The organism is Gracilibacillus phocaeensis, assembly GCF_900626275.1.
Classification (GTDB): domain Bacteria; phylum Bacillota; class Bacilli; order Bacillales; family Amphibacillaceae; genus Gracilibacillus; species Gracilibacillus timonensis.
This window is the reverse complement of the sequence record NZ_LR131144.1, coordinates 1,431,347-1,448,219: the sequence shown is the minus strand read 5'-3', so window position 1 is coordinate 1,448,219 and position 16,873 is coordinate 1,431,347. Positions and strand designations below refer to the sequence as shown.

14 protein-coding genes are annotated in these 16,873 nt (G+C 40.0%); all 14 read left to right on the top strand.

Going from position 1 to position 16,873, the window contains the following annotated elements:
• The first annotated feature begins 21 nt into the window (after positions 1–21).
• The 14 genes from spoIIP to E0E32_RS14625 all read left to right on the top strand — a co-directional run bounded on the left by spoIIP (position 22) and on the right by E0E32_RS14625 (position 16,826).
• On the top strand, positions 22–1,185 hold the full coding sequence (gene spoIIP / locus E0E32_RS14690; protein ID WP_130860055.1) for a stage II sporulation protein P: 1,164 nt from the start codon (positions 22–24) through the stop codon (positions 1,183–1,185).
• Between the two features lies 1 nt (position 1,186).
• On the top strand, positions 1,187–1,492 hold the full coding sequence (locus E0E32_RS14685) for a hypothetical protein (protein WP_066194184.1): 306 nt from the start codon (positions 1,187–1,189) through the stop codon (positions 1,490–1,492).
• Positions 1,493–1,607: 115 nt separating this feature from the next.
• Positions 1,608–3,413 (top strand): translation elongation factor 4, encoded by a 1,806-nt coding sequence (lepA, locus tag E0E32_RS14680; RefSeq protein ID WP_066196593.1) that lies wholly within the window; start codon positions 1,608–1,610, stop codon positions 3,411–3,413.
• A 197-nt stretch (positions 3,414–3,610) separates the two neighbouring features.
• Entirely contained in the window at positions 3,611–4,096 is a 486-nt protein-coding gene (locus E0E32_RS14675; RefSeq protein WP_066194181.1) for a peptidoglycan recognition protein family protein, read from the top strand.
• 224 nt (positions 4,097–4,320) lie between these two features.
• Positions 4,321–5,475, top strand: a complete 1,155-nt coding sequence (gene hemW / locus E0E32_RS14670; RefSeq protein WP_066194179.1) for a radical SAM family heme chaperone HemW — start codon at positions 4,321–4,323, stop codon at positions 5,473–5,475.
• Between the two features lie 112 nt (positions 5,476–5,587).
• A complete protein-coding gene (gene hrcA / locus E0E32_RS14665; protein WP_066194176.1) occupies positions 5,588–6,610 on the top strand; it encodes a heat-inducible transcriptional repressor HrcA in 1,023 nt (340 codons plus the stop codon).
• A gap of 237 nt (positions 6,611–6,847) precedes the next feature.
• Positions 6,848–7,405, top strand: a complete 558-nt coding sequence (gene grpE, locus E0E32_RS14660; RefSeq protein WP_066194174.1) for a nucleotide exchange factor GrpE — start codon at positions 6,848–6,850, stop codon at positions 7,403–7,405.
• Between the two features lie 38 nt (positions 7,406–7,443).
• Positions 7,444–9,282: a molecular chaperone DnaK gene (gene dnaK / locus E0E32_RS14655; RefSeq protein ID WP_066194170.1), complete on the top strand. Its 1,839-nt coding sequence runs from the start codon at positions 7,444–7,446 to the stop codon at positions 9,280–9,282.
• A 154-nt stretch (positions 9,283–9,436) separates the two neighbouring features.
• Positions 9,437–10,552 (top strand): molecular chaperone DnaJ, encoded by a 1,116-nt coding sequence (dnaJ, locus tag E0E32_RS14650; RefSeq protein ID WP_066196591.1) that lies wholly within the window; start codon positions 9,437–9,439, stop codon positions 10,550–10,552.
• 98 nt (positions 10,553–10,650) lie between these two features.
• On the top strand, positions 10,651–11,604 hold the full coding sequence (gene prmA, locus E0E32_RS14645; protein ID WP_130860053.1) for a 50S ribosomal protein L11 methyltransferase: 954 nt from the start codon (positions 10,651–10,653) through the stop codon (positions 11,602–11,604).
• Between the two features lies 1 nt (position 11,605).
• A complete protein-coding gene (locus E0E32_RS14640; protein ID WP_066194164.1) occupies positions 11,606–12,364 on the top strand; it encodes a 16S rRNA (uracil(1498)-N(3))-methyltransferase in 759 nt (252 codons plus the stop codon).
• Between the two features lie 927 nt (positions 12,365–13,291).
• Positions 13,292–14,872 carry a BCCT family transporter gene (locus tag E0E32_RS14635; protein ID WP_130860052.1) on the top strand — a complete coding sequence of 527 codons (1,581 nt, stop codon included), beginning with the start codon at positions 13,292–13,294 and terminating at the stop codon, positions 14,870–14,872.
• Between the two features lie 144 nt (positions 14,873–15,016).
• Positions 15,017–15,688, top strand: coding sequence for a DUF443 family protein (locus tag E0E32_RS14630; protein WP_130860051.1), 672 nt, complete (start codon positions 15,017–15,019; stop codon positions 15,686–15,688).
• A 298-nt stretch (positions 15,689–15,986) separates the two neighbouring features.
• On the top strand, positions 15,987–16,826 hold the full coding sequence (locus E0E32_RS14625) for an SDR family oxidoreductase (protein ID WP_130860050.1): 840 nt from the start codon (positions 15,987–15,989) through the stop codon (positions 16,824–16,826).
• The last annotated feature ends 47 nt before the right edge of the window (positions 16,827–16,873 follow it).

Below are 16,873 nucleotides of genomic sequence, written 5' to 3'. Positions count from 1 at the left end.
GTAGAGGAGGTAGAAAATGCAATGAAAAAACCAAGAAGACATGTATTTCTTTTTTCAAAACATCAATTGATCGTTTGGATCTCCACATTTATTACGCTTTTTTTTGCTATGTTTATTCTTATCGGAGCATTAACGAGTGTAGACCCAAGCTATCGGATGAGTTCCAATATGGTAAAAAAATGGACTAGTAATATTTCAGAACTTCATTACCTTTCCTTAATGACGATGGAAAATCGAATCTTCAACAAAGCATTACCTGAGGAAAATCCCCCTATTGATATGTGGAAGATTGCCTTTGAATTAGGCACAAATCTTCGCCCACATGACATTCGCAGTTTGTTAGGCAGAGAAATACCTGGATTTGAAATGTATGATCGTAAAATCTTGATTGCAGGTGAAGGAACTGATTATACCAACCTCACAGCCGAGTCAACACCACCTCTAGATGTCGTATTAGAAGAACGTAATGCCACAACTCCAGAAGAAAAGCAAGGCGATAAGCAAGAGCAGCAACAAGTCGATAAGGATGTGGTATATCTATATAATACACATAATCGTGAATCCTTTCTGCCTTACTTGCCAGACACCAATGAACCGAACGATGCCTTCCATCATGAAGTGAACGTGATGAAAATAAGTGAACAACTAGCCAAAGATTTAGGAAATCAAGGTATTGGAGCGGCTTTTGAACAAACGGACATCGGTTCTTTGCTAAATGAAAAAGGGTGGAACTATTCAACGGACTCTTACCGTGCCTCTAAAGAGGTAGTGGAGGCTGCATTAACCGATAATCGAGACTTGAAGTATGTGTTTGATATACACCGTGACAGTCAGCGAAAAGAAGTCACAACGGCAGAGATTGATGGGGATTCTTACGCAAGGCTGATGATTGTAATCGGTGGAGATAACCCTAATTTTGAACGTAATTTTGAACTGGCTAGACAACTACAAGACTTATTGGAAAAACACTATCCTGGGCTCAGTAGGGGAATTGAAAAGTATGGCGGAGAAGGGCGAAATGGGGTATATAACCAGGATCTGTCGGATAATGCCCTAACGCTGGAGTTTGGTGGTGTGGACAATACCATGGAAGAGCTTTTTAATACATCCGAGGCATTTGCAGAAATTTTTAGTGAATTTTATTGGGAAGCAGAAAAGGTATCCAATCCTAATGAGGAGGAATAGCATGAAATTTTTTCTTTGTATGTTACTCACTTGTCTTGTATTTTCCTTTGGTTTGTATTTAGGCACTACCCATTCATCACCAGCACATACCGCACCAGCAGATACGACAGAGGAGGTAACGGAAACCGACGACGTGGTGAACCGCGAGACGGTTATCGAAGAATTAGAAATAGAAGAATCACCGGCAGCAGATGAAATAGAATCCACTGTTTTGCATCAAACGGCTGAGAGCGGGGCGGCGATTGTACGTCATATCTCTGATCAATTGATGGGAGCAACTTATGCAATTGTGGATGCTCTCTTTTAAATCTGTCAAGAAGCCAGCTATGTCTTGGATATATCTATTGAATATCAGGGAATGGACTGCTATAATCAATGCTAGGATTGTGGACGAATATAGGAGTTGAATGACATTGACGAACATGAGAGATCAAAGTAAAGTCCGTAACTTTTCCATTATTGCACACATTGATCACGGGAAATCCACCCTGGCAGATCGAATTCTGGAGAAGACCAAGGCACTTACGACGCGTGAGATGAAGGAACAGTTTCTAGACGCCATGGATTTAGAACGTGAGCGTGGGATTACTATAAAATTAAATGCCGTGCAGTTAAAATATTCACCAGAAGCTGGCGATGACTATTTATTTCATTTAATTGACACCCCGGGGCATGTAGACTTCACCTATGAAGTATCACGCAGCCTAGCGGCATGTGAAGGGGCTATCCTTGTTGTCGATGCGGCACAAGGCATTGAGGCACAAACACTGGCCAATGTGTATCTGGCTTTGGATAATGACTTAGAAATCATTCCGGTGATTAACAAAGTGGACTTACCAAGTGCAGATCCGGAAAGGGTGAAGCAGGAAATAACAGATATTATTGGAATTGATGGTGATGAAGCTATTCTTGCCAGTGCCAAATCCGGTATTGGGATTGAAGAGATCTTAACACAAATCGTAGAAAAGATTCCTGCTCCATCTGGAGATCAAGATGCCCCGTTAAAGGCATTAATATTTGATTCATTATATGATCCTTACCGCGGTGTTATAGCGTATATTTGTGTGAAAGAAGGATCTGTTAAAGTCGGAGATAAGATAAAAATGATGGCAACCGGCAAAGAATTTGAAGTAAATGAGGTTGGGGTTTTTAACCCAAAGCCAGTTCAGCAAGAGGAACTTTGCGTGGGGGATGTAGGTTATTTAACTGCTTCTATAAAAAACGTAGGCGACAGCCGTGTCGGGGATACCATCACCTTAGCCAATCGTCCTGCTGATGAGCCTTTACCGGGCTATCGTCGTTTAAATCCAATGGTATTTTGCGGACTCTATCCAGTAGATGCCGATCGATATAATGATCTGCGTGAGGCATTAGAACGTTTGGAACTAAATGATTCTTCCCTGCAATATGAAGCGGAAACTTCACAAGCTTTAGGTTTCGGTTTCCGTTGTGGTTTTCTTGGGTTATTACATATGGAGATCATTCAAGAACGAATCGAACGAGAGTTTAATATTGATCTGATCACAACGGCGCCAAGTGTGATTTATCAGGTGATTAAAACAGATGGGGAAGAATTAGAGATTGACAACCCATCGTTTATGCCGGATAATCAGTCGGTTCAAGAAGTACAAGAACCTTTCGTGAAGGCGACGATCATGGTTCCTAATGATTTTGTCGGACCAGTCATGGAAATTTGCCAGAAAAAACGTGGTAATTTTATGGACATGCAATATCTGGATGATAATCGTGTAAATGTTGTCTATGAAATTCCATTGTCTGAAATTGTTTATGATTTCTTTGATCAACTGAAATCACAAACAAAAGGATATGCCTCCCTTGATTATGATTTAATTGGTTATCAGACCTCTGATCTTGTGAAAATGGATATTTTATTAAATGGGGATACGATTGATGCTTTATCATTTATTGTGCACCGTGATTTTGCCTTTGATCGCGGCAAAACGATCGCTGATAAACTAAAGAAGCTGATACCAAGGCAACAGTTTGAGGTACCTATTCAGGCAGCTATTGGAAATAAGATCATCGCTCGAACCAATATCAAAGCGATGCGCAAGAACGTATTGAGCAAGTGTTACGGTGGGGACATATCCCGGAAACGAAAACTGCTTGAAAAACAAAAAGAAGGAAAGAAACGAATGAAAATGGTGGGATCGGTTGAAGTTCCCCAGGAAGCATTTATGGCGGTTCTTGAGATGGATGATGATTGAAAAATATAGTCTCACCTTAATGTTTTTTCCTTCAACAGCTGGTTTTTATAACGACAGCATCTACGTTTTGTTGAGACACAACCAGACTTTCTCACTTGTTTGATAGTCTTCATCATCAATTCAGTAGGGAAATGGGTAGCTAGTCCAAGCGGATTAGCTGCTTTTTTATATACATGGAAAATAGGGAGGGGATGTTAATGATTATAAAACCAGCCATCGTGGACCCTGAACTATCTTTTACAGGAACTCTTTTCCGTTTGAAGCCAAGAAAGATCAAGAAGCTTGTCCAGCATCATACAGGACATCCGACTTGGGATATTTATGATGTGCATAAGTATCATGTCAACGGGAAGGGGGAGTACGGGATTGGATATAATTGGTGGATAGCATTTGATGGTACGATCTATCAAGGACGCGGCTGGCATATCGGCGCTCATTGCCAGGAGTATAATGAGACAACATTAGGAATCGGCTATCAAGGCGATTTTAGTAAACAAACGATGACTGACGCACAACTAATGGCCGGTGCTGCATTAAATAGATGGTTAATCAGCCAGTTAACTAATCTTTCTGTTAAAGATATCGTCGCTCATGAAGATTTGATACGTATCGATTGTCCTGGTCAGCATTTTCGTATGTCTGAATTAAAAAAAGCAGTACAACAGTCCGATGCTCCCAATTAACCCTACATTAATGATAAAACAAGCGCTTTGTAGCCTGTTATCATCGACAAATCCAAGTAAATATTATAGAATAATATAGTGTTATTTGATTGTTTCCCTTGTCCAATGGCAGGGGTTTTTCATGTGCCGTGCGTGTTATAATGTTGTAGCAGGTGTTGTTTGGCAAATGAGATAATGAGCATGCATGTAACATATCACTGATTCCATATTTAAGGAGGACAAGCATGGTTTCTTCCGTCTATATACACATCCCGTTCTGTGAGAAAATCTGTCATTATTGTGACTTCACCAAATTCTTTTACGAAGAAAAAATGGCTGATGACTATTTGGTGGCCTTAAATAATGAGATAAAGGCCTATATCCAGACTCCGAAGCAGCAAATGAAAACCATTTTTGTCGGTGGAGGTACACCCACTGCTTTAAATAATCAGCAATTAACCAAATTAGTTCAAATCATCGAGTATTACTTTGACATTAATGCCGTTGAAGAATATACGTTTGAAGCGAATCCAGGTGATTTGACTTTGGAAAAAATCAACATATTAAAAAATCATGGTGTCAATCGAATCTCCATGGGAGTACAAGACTTTGACAACGATATGTTAGCACAATTGGGTAGATTGCATCGAACAAAGGATGTCTACCAGAATGTAAATGACCTAATCAGAACAGGCATCTCTAATATTAGTATTGATCTGATGTACAGCTTGCCTAATCAGTCCATCAACCATTTTGAGCGATCACTGGAAGAGGCTTTACAGTTTCAATTACCGCATTATTCGGCCTATTCCTTGCAAATTGAACCAAAAACGATTTTCTATCAACGATATATGCAAGGGAAGCTTACGAAGCCGCCGGAAGAAATCGAAGCAGACATGTACGCCCTTTTACGAGAAAAGATGCGTAATAATGGGATTGTACAATATGAAATTAGTAATTTTGCCAAGCCAGGTTATGAAAGTCAACATAATCTCACTTATTGGAATAATCAACACTATTATGGTTTTGGCGCTGGTTCCCATGGTTATTTACCCGGAGAGCGAATTATTAACATTCGGCCATTTCCGAAGTATGTATACGAAGCTAATCAAAGCGGCAAACCGATTCTTCATATTGAGAGGATCAGCCGCAAAGAACAAATCGAAGAAGAAATGTTCCTCGGATTGCGTAAAACAGAGGGAGTAAGACGTCAAGCCTTTGAGCAAAAGTATGGTATATCGATAGAACACGTTTACGAAAAAGAACTCGATCAGCTCATTCAGCGAGAATGGCTAACGATGGACAAACAGACAGTTAGATTAACGGAAGCAGGCAAACCTTTTGGTAATGAGGTTTTCCAAGCCTTTTTAATAGACGATGACGCAAAAGTACGTCTTTAGAAAAAAATTCACCATTTGAATGTATCCTATTTGACAATCATCGCTGGATTTGATAATTTATAAAGTAGATTTAGCACTCAAGTACAAAGAGTGCTAACAGAGGTGATCATCGATGCTTTCAGAAAGGCAAATTCAAGTATTACAAGTCATTATTGATGAGTTCATCCAGACCGCACAGCCCATCGGATCGCGAGCCATAGCCAAGAAGGAGAACATATCTTCAAGCCCGGCGACGATTCGTAATGAGATGGCGGATCTAGAGGAGTTAGGTTTTATTGAGAAGACACATACGTCTTCCGGGAGGGTTCCTTCAGAACAGGGCTATCGTTTTTATGTCGATCATTTAATGATGCCATTTCGGCTATCTAGTCAAGAGATGGGAGTTATTCAGCACGCTTTTACTCGTGGTATGGTTGAATTTGAAAAGGTAGTTCAGCAATCTGCTAAGGTTCTTTCTGATATAACAAGCTACACGTCAATTGTTTTAGGTCCACAAGTGTTTGAAGCGACATTAAAGCAGATTCAGATTGTCAGCCTGTCCGATCATTCTGCGGTAGCGATTTTGGTTACCAACACAGGGCATGTGGAGCATCGTTATTTTAATGTGCCACAAATGCTGAAAACATCGGACCTGGAAAAACTGGTCAATATTTTGAATGATCGGTTAACAGGTATACCGATTATACAGTTAGAACAAAAGCTATATGGTGAGGTAGCCTTGTTATTACAGCAACATACATCTAATCTGGATGTAACCTACAATTACCTAAAGGAAGCCTTGCTGGAAAAACAGCCGGCGAAACTCTATATGGATGGAAAGACAAACATGATGTTACAACCGGAGTTTCATGATATCGATAAGATTCAATCCCTGTTCTCGATTATGGAAAAGGAAGAGGAAATTGCCAAGTTATTACAATCTTCTAGTAAAGGAATTAAGGTTTCCATAGGTCAAGAAAATGAAATGGCGGCTATGCAGGATTGCAGCTTAATAACCGCCACCTATTCTTTAGGTGGTAAGCAGTTAGGAACAATTGCTCTGTTAGGACCTACAAGGATGGAATATTCTAAAGTTGTATCTGTATTAAATGTATTGTCAGGACAGTTGAGTAAAACATTTAACTCATGGTACTGAAATCAATAGCGCAGTAGGTCGTTATCCCTTCGTTTTAGACGTAGCCAAGCGGATAAACGGTCTGCGTTTTATAGCAGGTGAAGTAATGATAAAAGGGTATGGTCTTCCCGTACTCTTTTATCGTGCGTGAATAATAGTTGCGTAATTCTTAAAAATGTGTTTAGCTATACAATGGTTTTATTACAAAGATAGCAAATATCATTAAATGGTTTTTAGTAGGATTAGGAGGTGATTTGTGTGGAAGAGAAAGATGTAAAACAAAAAGAAGAAACTCAACAAGAGGAAAGCGTAGAAGAACCAGAACAAGAAATAATCACGGATACAGAAGAGACACAAGAAGTAGTCAGTGAAGCAGCTTACGAGCAATTGCAAGAAGAGAAAGAAGATCTACAAAATCGTTTGTTGCGTGTTCAAGCTGAATATGATAATTTCAGGAAACGAACACAGAAAGAAAAACAAGCTGATTTAAAGTATAAATCACAGGCGATTGTGACGGATCTTTTACCCGTATTAGATAACTTTGAACGAGCACTTCAGGTTGATGTGGATGACCCACAAGCCAAAAGTGTGGTAGAAGGAATCGAGATGGTTTATCGTCAATTAAAGACCGTACTTGATAATGAAGAGGTTACAGAAATAGACACTAGTGGTGAATTCGATCCAACCCTTCATCAAGCTGTGATGCAAGTTGATGAAGAAGGGTACGAATCAAATCAAATTGTCGAAACTATGCAAAAAGGCTATTTATTAAAAGACCGCGTCATTCGACCGGCTATGGTAAAAGTAAACCAATAAATAGACCTTACATACATTTGTGAAGGAGGATTTTGAAAGTGGCAAAAATTATAGGAATTGACTTAGGTACAACAAACTCATGTGTAGCAGTAATGGAAGGTGGCGAATCAAAGGTTATCCCTAATCCAGAAGGAAACCGTACCACACCTTCTGTCGTATCGTTTAAAAACGGTGAACGCCAAATTGGGGAAGTAGCCAAGCGTCAAGCGATTACCAACCCAAATACCATTCAATCGATCAAACGCCATATGGGTACAGATTATAAAGTGGAAATTGAAGGAAAAGAATATACACCTCAAGAAGTTTCTGCGATCATCTTGCAGCACTTAAAATCATACGCTGAAGACTATTTAGGCGATACGGTAGAAAAAGCCGTTATTACGGTACCAGCTTATTTTAACGATGCGGAGCGTCAAGCAACAAAAGATGCCGGTAAAATTGCTGGTCTGGAAGTAGAGCGTATTATTAATGAACCAACGGCAGCGTCCTTGGCATATGGTATTGATAAAGCAGAAGAAGATCAAACCATTTTAGTATATGACCTTGGTGGCGGTACCTTTGATGTTTCTATCTTAGATATCGGTGACGGAGCATTTGAAGTAATTGCTTCTGCAGGGAATAACCGTTTAGGCGGGGATGATTTTGACCAAGTGCTCATCGATCATATGGTTGCCGAGTTTAAGAAAGAAAACGGTATTGATCTAAGCCAAGATAAGATGGCGGTACAACGTCTAAAAGATGCCGCAGAAAAAGCGAAAAAAGATTTATCAGGTGTGACCCAGACACAAATCTCCTTGCCATTTATCACTGCTGGAGACGCGGGTCCATTACACTTAGAAATGACGGTAACACGTGCTAAATTTGATGAACTTTCTGCTGGATTAGTAGAAAAAACGATGGGGCCAACACGCCAGGCATTAAAAGATGCGGATCTTTCTCCAAGTCAAATTGATAAAGTTATCCTTGTGGGTGGTTCTACTCGTATCCCGGCCGTACAAGAAATGATTCAAAAAGAAATCGGCAAAGAGCCATCAAAAGGAGTAAACCCAGATGAAGTGGTTGCGCTAGGTGCAGCCATTCAAGGCGGGGTATTACAAGGTGATGTAAAAGACGTACTCTTATTAGATGTCACACCACTTTCTTTAGGTATTGAAACAATGGGCGGTGTTACAACGAAATTAATTGAACGTAATACCACGATCCCAACGAGCCATTCCCAAGTGTTCTCCACTGCAGCGGATAATCAAACGGCAGTAGACATTCACGTGTTGCAAGGGGAACGTGAAATGGCAGCTGACAACAAGACATTAGGACGTTTTCAATTAGCAGATATCCCATCAGCACCAAGAGGGGTACCACAAATTGAAGTTTCCTTTGATATTGATGCCAATGGTATTGTAAGTGTCCGTGCCAAAGATTTAGGTACCAACAAAGAACAGTCTATTACGATTAAATCTTCTTCTGGTCTTTCTGATGAAGAAGTAGAACAAATGGTAAAAGACGCCGAAGAGAATGCCGAGGCAGATAAGCAACGCCGCGAGGAAATCGATCTTCGTAACGAAGCGGATCAATTGGTTTTCCAAACAGATAAGACGTTAAAAGACTTGGGCGACAACGTTTCCGATGATGAAAAACAAAAAGCTGAAGCAGCCAAGGATGAATTAAAACAGGCGTTAGAAGGTGAAGATACAGAGGATATTAAAGCCAAGAAAGAAGCCTTAGAACAAGAAGTACAAACCTTAACAACAAAATTGTATGAGCAAGCAGCGCAACAGCAGCAACAAGCAGGTGGTGCTGGTGAAGGACAAGATCAGCAGGCAAATGATGATGTAGTAGACGCTGACTATGAAGAAGTTGATGACGAGGATAAAAAGTAAGCACCATTTGAGACAGAAAGGAAAAAGTCAAAGTCAGTAAATGGCTTTGACTTTTTCCATATTAGCGATAATAAAGCAAATAGTGTTGCTTATCATGATTATTCAATGTTATGATAAGATTTATGCAACCAATGAGCGGGAGTGTGATTTGTCAGTGAGTAAACGAGATTACTACGAGGTATTAGGGGTATCAAAAGATGCCTCAAAAGATGAAATAAAAAAGGCTTATCGAAAACTTGCCAGGAAGTATCACCCAGATGTGAACAAGGAAGAAGGTGCTGACGCTAAGTTTAAAGAGGCTAAAGAGGCTTATGAAGCATTAAGTGATGATCAGAGTCGGGCACAATATGATCAGTTCGGTCATGCCGGTCCACAAAGCCAAGGCGGATTTGGCGGTGGAGAAGATTTTGGTGGCTTCGGAGATATTTTTGATATGTTCTTCGGTGGAGGTCGTCGTCGCGATCCCAACGCACCACAACAGGGTAACGATTTACAATATGCGATGACCTTAGAGTTTGAAGACGTTATTTTTGGTAAAGAAACCGATATTCATATTCCGAAAGAAGAAGAATGTGAAACCTGTCAAGGAACAGGTGCCAAACCTGGTACACATCCAGAAACCTGTAGTCATTGTAATGGAAGTGGTCAGTTAAATGTAGAGCAGAACACGCCGTTTGGCAGGGTAGTTAACCGTCGTGTATGCCACTATTGTCAAGGTACCGGTAAAATCATTAAAGACAAATGTACGACATGCCATGGTTCTGGTAAAGTGAAGAAATCCAAAAAAATCCACATTAGCATCCCAGCAGGTATTGATGATGGTCAGCAAATCAGAGTGGGTGGTCAAGGAGAACCTGGTATTAACGGTGGTCCAGCAGGTGACTTATATGTTGTTATTCAAGTGAAACCACATGAATTTTATCAAAGAGAGGGAGATAATATCTACTGTGAAATGCCGATTACATTTGCACAGGCAGCTCTTGGAGATGAGATTGAGGTACCGACTGTCCATGGCAAGGTAAAATTAAAAATACCAGCTGGTACACAAACAGGGAAAACGTTCCGATTAAAAGGAAAAGGGGTTCCGAATGTACGAGGATATGGTCATGGTGATCAGCATGTTCAAATACGAGTAATTACTCCGTCTAGTTTAAGTGACCGGCAAAAAGAATTATTACGAGAATTCAATGAAATTAGTGGGAATCAGCCAACTGATGAACATGAAGATAGCTTTTTTCAGCGAGTAAAACGCGCATTTAAAGGAGAATAAAGGATCCAGCTTCATCCGATCAGAAGGGCAGCATGACTTTTATGCTGTACCTTTTGGACGGTTCTGTAGCAAATAAAAAGTAAAGTGAGTTGATCTGCTTGAAGTGGACAGAGCTGTGTATCTATACGACAAATGAAGCGATTGAGCCGATATCTAATATTATTCATGAGGCAGGAGCTAGCGGATTGGTGATTGAGGATCGTCAAGATTTGGAGAGAGACTGGGAAGGTCAATATGGTGAAATATATGATCTTAACCCAGATGATTATTCAGAAGAAGGGGTTCGTCTAAAAGCGTATTTACCAGTGAACAGCTTTTTGGGGGAAACCGTTTCAGAGATTAAACAAGCCATTAACAATTTGCTGCTTTATGATATTGATATCGGTCTAAACAAAATCACGATGAGTGAAGTTAATGAAGAGGATTGGGCAACAGCGTGGAAGAAATACTACAAACCCGCCAAGATATCCGAGCGATTTACCATCACCCCAACGTGGGAAGATTATCAGCCTGTTTCATCAGATGAGCTTATTATCGAACTCGATCCTGGTATGGCCTTTGGTACGGGGACGCATCCGACCACGGTTTTAAGTGTTCAGGCATTAGAGCGTTTTGTTGAAAAGGATGATACCGTCATCGATGTAGGCTGTGGTTCAGGGGTGTTGAGTATTGCTGCGGTACAGTTAGGTGCTAACCATGTTTATGCCTATGATTTGGACGATGTTGCTGTTCAAAGTACAAGGTTGAACGTAAAGGTTAACAAGGTTCAGGACAATGTAACGGTTAAGCAGAATAACTTATTAGAGCATGTTCAGGTAAAGGCAGATGTGATTGTCGCTAATATTCTGGCAGAGATCATCTTACGTTTTGAAACAAATGCGATAAATACGCTTAAACCAGGCGGATTATTTATTACTTCCGGTATTATCCAGAAGAAAAAACAGGCGGTTAAAGAAGGCTTAGAAAACGCAGGGTTTATCATTTTAGAAGTAAACCAGATGGAAGATTGGATTTCCATAATCGCTCAAAAGCCTGAAGAAAGTAGGGTATAGGTTGCAGCGTTATTTTATTGAGGCGAATAATTGGCAAGAGCAAACGCTTATCGTTGATGGGGAAGACTTTCATCATATCGTGCATGTGATGCGTATGAAGCCAGGCGAATCATTTATTGCCAGCCAAAACAATGGACAAGCGGCCGTTTGTGAAGTGATGTCCATTACAGATGAAACTATTGAGGCGCGGGTAAAAGAATGGTTAAATGAGACAGTTGAACTGCCCGTATCTGTGACGATCGCTCAAGGAATACCAAAGGGAGATAAGTGGGAGACCATTCTACAAAAAGGTACCGAACTAGGTGCATCCTCCTTTATTCCTTTTCAAGCGGATCGTTCCGTAGCTAAATGGGATCAAAAAAAAGTAGTAAAAAAGCTAGACAGATGGCGGAAAATTGTGAAGGAAGCCAGTGAGCAATCCCACCGCAATGTGATTCCCTCGGTTGATGAGGTGATATCTGTTCAGCAATTAATTGATCGACGTTCCATGTATGATTGCTGCCTTTTTGCTTATGAGGAAGAGACGCGTACCTCTAACTCACAAACATTTGATTATTACCTCTCCAAGCTGAAACAAGCGGAAAACGTTTTGCTTTGCATTGGTCCAGAAGGTGGTTTCAGTCAAGCAGAAGCAGAAGCATTAAAGCAGTCTGGTTTTTCTGCTGTCCGCTTAGGTCCAAGAATCTTGCGTACGGAAACAGCGTCGTTATATGCGCTATCATGTATATCTTATAAATTTGAAGAGATGCAAGGGCAATAGTTACACCATTGATCATTTCAATATGCAAAAATAATGATAGCAGAGAAGAAGCCTCCAAACAATGGGGGGCTTTTTTCGTGTAGCACCATGTTGGTCTTGAACAAACCGGATTTTTGTTAAGCCGGATGCGGGGAAGTTGCCGAGTCGTTATTTTCAGAGATTATATGTGTATAACAATGCCTCTAAACCATATCCACAGATAAAACGATCAAACTCATCACTCCGTAAAGTAGTCTACTTAATTAACATAGTCCCTCCTTATCGTAGTCAGCCGGTTCTTTTGATGATATAAGTGAAATGCAATCGTATCTCATGGATCGGATAGGTGCTCTTGATCCATTTACGCGCTTTGAGGAGATAACCAAGGAATAAATGCATTTATTTTCTGGTTATCTCTCATACCGCTACCTTTCAGAGGAGCTGAAAGGCGTGTGAATGGTCATTCACACGAATGGGTCAAACAAGGTATTATCTGGAAATAATGCGAGCAAAGACTTGCCTGTCACTCGGTTTTTTTTTTACATTTATACGTTCAACTTATATAGTAATAAAGGACCGGGCGGGGGGTTGCCTGGTTTTTCGTATTGTCAACACGATAAAATAACGTTTTAACCATAAAAGTAAAAATTAACCAATAAACTTGACGATTAACAAGTTAACGTATAACATAAGAAATGATATCTTTTTCGTAACAAGGTCTGATCCCTGCAGCCAGACCAAATGCATGGTATTGTCATCGAATGAAAGAATAAATGAAGACCATCCTTCAACAAACACGGATGAAAGTGTTCTCAGAATAAAAGCTATAGAGTTTACAGACGATAAGGGAAGCAAGTGAAAAACGCTTGCATAATCATCTGTTTTCTTCCGTGATGTTGAACAAGCTGTACATAATGGAAGACTATCAAACGAACAGGAGAGGAATTTATGAACAAACGGTTAATCGATTGGCCAACTTTTATTTTTTCATTAGTTATTTTGCTTAGTGTTGTTATTCCGTTAATTCTATTTCCAGAAGCTGGAGCTGAAGTTATCAGTCAAGCCAACGAATTTGTAACAGGGAATTTTGGGATTCTTTATTTAATGTTGGGAATTGGTGTATTGACCTTCCTACTCTATGTTGCTTTCAGTAAAAGTGGTAAAATTAAGCTCGGAGGTCGAGAAACAAAAAAGGAATTTAAAACCTTCTCATGGGCTGCGATGCTTTTCTCAGCCGGGATCGGTTCCAGTATCTTGTATTGGGGTCTGATTGAATGGGCTTATTACTACCAGGGTCCTCCATTTGGTATCACTCCAGAATCAGAAGAAGCAATTAATTGGGCAGCGAGTTACGGGATCTTTCATTGGGGGCCGATTGCATGGTCTTTCTATACCTTACCAGCATTGCCTATCGGCTATTTCTATTATGTCCGTAAAAAGCCTGTGCTAAAAATTAGTGAAGCGACAAGACCCGTTATTGGAAAATACGCCGATGGACCTTTAGGAGTACTTGTCGATGTATTATTCATCTTTGGTCTCCTTGGCGGTGCCGGTACTACTTTAGCACTTGGTACACCAATGATTGCGGAAGGGATTAATCATGTTACCAATATACCAGTAACACTGGGATTACAAGCTGTTATTATGTTAATTTGTACGGCAATCTTCGCTATTAGTTCTTATTCAGGGATTAATAAAGGAATCAAGGTACTAAGTGATTTAAATATTTGGCTGGTATTTTTCATCTTGATTTTTGTCTTTATTTTTGGTCCAACCCTATTTATTAGTGAAATGACATTCACAAGCCTTGGTATGATTGCCAATAACTTTTTCAATATGGCTACTTGGTTGGAACCACTTGCGAATATCCCAGGAACAGAAGGAACTGGTTTTCCTGAGACATGGACGATTTTTTATTGGGCATGGTGGGTAGTATACGCCCCGTTCGTAGGATTGTTTGTGGCAAGAATATCTAGAGGACGTACCATTAAAGAAATGATACTGGGAACGTTAGTATACGGTACGCTAGGTAGTGTGTTATTCTTTGGGATTTTAGGAAATTTTGGGCTTTATCTACAATTGTCAGGTTCGTTTGATGTGATTGGCTTTATGGATAATTACGGTGCGCCGGCAGCGATTATTGCGATTTTGGATCAATTACCTATTTCATGGTTGATTATTCCGGTATTCACCGTCTTGGCGATTATTTTCTTAGCAACAACATTTGATTCGGCATCTTATATTTTAGCTTCCGTTGCGCAAAGGCGAATTGTTGCTGGGGAACCAATGCGTTGGCATCGAATCTTTTGGGCATTTGTATTAATGATTCTACCGATGGCTCTGATGTTTATTGGAGGGCTGGAGGCATTACAAACCGCCAGTATTGTCGCAGGATTTCCAGTAATCTTTATCATTGTTTTACTTGCATGGTCATTTATGCGGGCTTCTAGCCATGATTTATACCGTCAGAAGAAGGTCAAATCATCAAGCTCGATAACCCTTGATCAGTCTGAGAAAAAGCATGATTAAAATGATGATGCTAGAAGCTGATTATATAAAAATGTGAAATAGATAGAAAAAGCATACGTCACTTACAGTTTATTGAGACTGTTAAGCGGATGTATGTTTTTTCTTTTTAATCGATATAGCAACAGAAGAAATGGGGAGTAAGGAATGAAATGCACCGTACGGCTCGTGGCGAAAAATGTAAGGTATCGAGTCCTTGCGATAAAAGGAGAGCAATATATTCTGGATATGGGAGGAGGGTCCCTTTGGAAGATGTTATGTCCTTTTCTTTACTGGCTGCTCCCTAACCGCGTCTATAAACTCAAAAATCCAGAAATCGTAAAAGAATTAACAGCACCAGCAGTAAAGGATAAAGTGGGATCTTCTCCGTTTTTATGGACGATTGTAGCATCTATTATGGCCAGTACTTTAAGTCCGCTTGCCAATTATTTTGAGATAGGTATTCCGAAATACATGAATGTAATCATTGTCGCCTTTATTATGGCATTGATTATTTTTCTACTGTCTTCTCTAAATCGCATGTTTAGAAAAAAGATGGATCCATTGGTCAACCTACATCGTTTAACGAAAGGTCATATATGGATCATGCCAGTTTCGTTTAAAATTATTCTCCTGGTTACCTTTATGTATCTTTTTGGAGGTGCCTTGGGTGGACTTGGAATTGCTGCTTTTATTCAAGAAGGTAATTGGCTGATTTTATTATTTTCCGTGTGTATTGTATTGGTAGGAACCGTATTACCTAGTATGGCAACCGTCGTGGCAGGAAAGACAAGGGTTCTGTTCCTAGGCGGTAAAAGACAAGCTGTTTATCGAGAATAAGCAGTATATGTGACGGAAAGGGATTTAGTAGAAGATATATATATGGTTTCCCTTTGCTGGCTAGATTATATCAAAGCATGCAGAATTAACATCATTCATTTGCCAATGTTCCAGCTGAAGACGTTTTTCTTATAGGAAGTGCATTTCGAGTGGGAAATGTATGGTTATATAGATTGTGCAGAACACCTGACTTGCACAGAAGGTATTGTCTCGATAAGATATAGATGGAAGTATTCATTATGGTTTTGAAAAGGGCCCACTTTACTTAATCGATCGAAAATAAGAAGGTGAGTATTAAATGGATACAAAAACGATGTTGATCACAGGCGCTAATTCAGGAATTGGATTCGCAACGGCTAATCATTTAGCTAAACAAGGTCATCTCATCATCATGGTCTGCAGAAATGTGCAAAAGGGAGCAGAGGCGCGCCAGCATATCATGGACACTACAGGTAACCGAAACATTGATTTGTTAGTTGCTGATTTGTCTTCCCAGCATGATATTAGAAAACTAGCTGCAGAAGTGGAGGAAGGGTATCCTTCATTAGACGCGCTCATCAACAATGCCGGTGGAGTATTTGGGCAATATCAGGTCAATAGTGATGGATTTGAGATGACGTTTGCGGTTAATTATTTGGCACCTTTTTTATTGACACAATTGTTGCTAAATAAATTAAAGGCTTCCGAGCCAGCCAGGATTGTTAATGTAGCCTCCATTGTACAAGACAAACATTTTCAACCAAAAGATGCTGTCACCCAAACAGTTTCCAACTATTCGGGAATGCAGGCGTATAAAACGGCAAAAACGGCTGTGCTTATGATGACCTATTACATGAGTAAAGCATTAGAAAACAGTGGTGTTACCATGAATGCGTTACATCCAGGCTTTATTTACACACCTCAAGCCACGCGAATGGCACCAAAAATGCTGAGACCGATAATGAAATTGTTTTCAAAATCACCGGAACAAGGTGCGGATACGTCTGTTTATTTGGCTGCCTCTAACGATATAAAAGGTGTTAGCGGTAAATTTTTCAAAGATAATAAGGTAGAACAGACTGCCCCCGTTTCGTATAATGAAGACATTCAAAAAATATTATATACCAAAAGTATGGAGTGGACGGGATTGAACGAATAGGTATGGTTAGTAAAATGGCTGCGATGGATACAGAACCAACTATCTAA

Excerpts from the sequence above, each read along its gene's own strand:
- hemW (WP_066194179.1), top strand. The coding sequence starts at position 4,321 with ATGGTTTCTTCCGTCTATATACACATCCCGTTCTGTGAGAAAATCTGT.
- E0E32_RS14675 (WP_066194181.1), top strand. The coding sequence starts at position 3,611 with ATGATTATAAAACCAGCCATCGTGGACCCTGAACTATCTTTTACAGGA.
- E0E32_RS14685 (WP_066194184.1), top strand. The coding sequence starts at position 1,187 with ATGAAATTTTTTCTTTGTATGTTACTCACTTGTCTTGTATTTTCCTTT.
- E0E32_RS14630 (WP_130860051.1), top strand. The coding sequence starts at position 15,017 with ATGAAATGCACCGTACGGCTCGTGGCGAAAAATGTAAGGTATCGAGTC.
- E0E32_RS14635 (WP_130860052.1), top strand. The coding sequence starts at position 13,292 with ATGAACAAACGGTTAATCGATTGGCCAACTTTTATTTTTTCATTAGTT.
- spoIIP (WP_130860055.1), top strand. The coding sequence starts at position 22 with ATGAAAAAACCAAGAAGACATGTATTTCTTTTTTCAAAACATCAATTG.
- E0E32_RS14625 (WP_130860050.1), top strand. The coding sequence starts at position 15,987 with ATGGATACAAAAACGATGTTGATCACAGGCGCTAATTCAGGAATTGGA.
- hrcA (WP_066194176.1), top strand. The coding sequence starts at position 5,588 with ATGCTTTCAGAAAGGCAAATTCAAGTATTACAAGTCATTATTGATGAG.
- lepA (WP_066196593.1), top strand. The coding sequence starts at position 1,608 with ATGAGAGATCAAAGTAAAGTCCGTAACTTTTCCATTATTGCACACATT.